General features: G+C 59.3%; 2 protein-coding genes. Both read right to left on the bottom strand.

Annotated features, from left to right (window positions below; translation table 11 throughout):
* Positions 1–8: 8 nt before the first annotated feature.
* Positions 9–803 carry a hypothetical protein gene (locus S2M10_RS08975; protein WP_130119994.1) on the bottom strand — a complete coding sequence of 265 codons (795 nt, stop codon included), beginning with the start codon at positions 801–803 and terminating at the stop codon, positions 9–11.
* Entirely contained in the window at positions 800–1393 is a 594-nt protein-coding gene (locus S2M10_RS08980) for a recombinase family protein (protein WP_007406866.1), read from the bottom strand. Before S2M10_RS08980 ends, S2M10_RS08975 begins: the two co-directional genes overlap by 4 nt.
* Positions 1394–1498 lie beyond the last annotated feature (105 nt).

The raw sequence follows: 1498 nt of genomic DNA on the forward strand, positions 1-1498 counted from the left end.
TGTAGCTTTCAGCGGTAAATGTCACGAAGTGACATCACTGATTGTCGCCTCCTGCGGCCTGCTCCTTTGGGGAAGCACTGATAAAGCCAGCTTTCCCGCTCGGTCCGGCACGTTGCGCTCTGAGGAAGGGCCTCATCATAGGCTTGGTGAGATCCGTCCAGCCTGAAGGATCGTGGTTTGTGCCAGCGCCAGTCCATCCATCGATTTATCGGCATCAGCACGTTCGTTCCTGCTTCACCTCGCTTTGCCGAACATGACGTAACCGAAAGGCGCGACAGCCAGGAAGCCGCGAACAGACCACGTCGCAATCTGCCGAACAGGCATTGGCCGGCAACAGGAAGGCCAATGATTTCGGTCGATGATATCCGCATAATATTTGAGGGTGAGGAAGGTAGCATAGTATAAATGCTGAACTGATCACCTGCCTGCTCGACGCGGGCGATCGGCAGTTCGACATCTCCGAGAGGGGTGCCACCACGGTCATTCAGCAGACCCAGTGCTGCCCAACCGGCGAAAGCACCCATCATGGCCGAGGTAAGCCAATAACCGATGCGGCCAATGGTAGACTGACGCCGCATCAGAGGAACATAAAAAGCCGCAGACCCCAAGCCAGCTATCACGCCTAAGAGGCTACCCCAACCGAGAATACTGGTGAGGCCGGGTGTAACCGGCGCAAACGGACGTGAAAAGTAAACAACGGGCAGCGTGATGGATGCTAGAAGTGAAACCAGCCACAGCCCTTGGCGAAGGATGAAGTCGAAGCGGCGAGCACTACTCGCATCTTGTTGTTCGGTGAGATTCATGCCGCTGCCGCCGCTGTGGCAGCATGCCTGCCGAGCGTTCGATAAACGGTCGGCCGGGAAATCGAGAACAGCTCGGCGAGGTCGCTGATCGAGTAGTCGTCGGTATCGTACATGCGACGAAGCTCCTTCTGCTGCCGATCGGACAGCTTGGGCTTCTTCCCACGCAGCTTCCCCTTAGCGCGGGCGACCGCCATGCCCTCGCGGGTGCGGAGCTTGATGAGGTCCGCCTCGAACTCGGCAAAGGTGGCAAGGATGTTGAAGAACAGCTTACCCATCGGGTCAGCCGGATCGTGGACGCTGGCACCAAGCTGTAGCTTCACCCCACGGGCAGCAAGGCCGTCCCCGATCGCGCGCGCGTCCGGAACTGATCGCGCGAGCCGGTCAAGCTTGGGCACTACCAGCGTGTCGCCGCTTCGTACTGCGGCTAGTGCTTGGTCGAGGCCGGGGCGATCCCGGTTCGTGCCGGTGAGCCCCTTGTCGGTGTAGATGCGATCGGCCGCCACCCCGAGCTTGAGCAGCGCGTCATGCTGGGCGGCAAGGTCCTGTTTGTCGGTCGAGCAGCGGGCATAGCCGATCAGCGTGTGCGTCATAGCCGGAGTGTAACGTATAAGGCCCCATCACCGCAAAACATATGGTACCATCTATGTGAGACTCGGCTTTCGGCCGCTTTCCGTGCTTGTAAACGCTCGCGCTAA

The sequence above is a fragment of the Sphingomonas sp. S2M10 genome (genome assembly GCF_012650175.1).
GTDB lineage: Bacteria > Pseudomonadota > Alphaproteobacteria > Sphingomonadales > Sphingomonadaceae > Sphingomonas.

What these genes read in the sequence shown, in the direction of transcription:
- S2M10_RS08975 (WP_130119994.1), bottom strand. Translation starts at nt 803, where the DNA reads ATGAATCTCACCGAACAACAAGATGCGAGTAGTGCTCGCCGCTTCGAC.
- S2M10_RS08980 (WP_007406866.1), bottom strand. Translation starts at nt 1,393, where the DNA reads ATGACGCACACGCTGATCGGCTATGCCCGCTGCTCGACCGACAAACAG.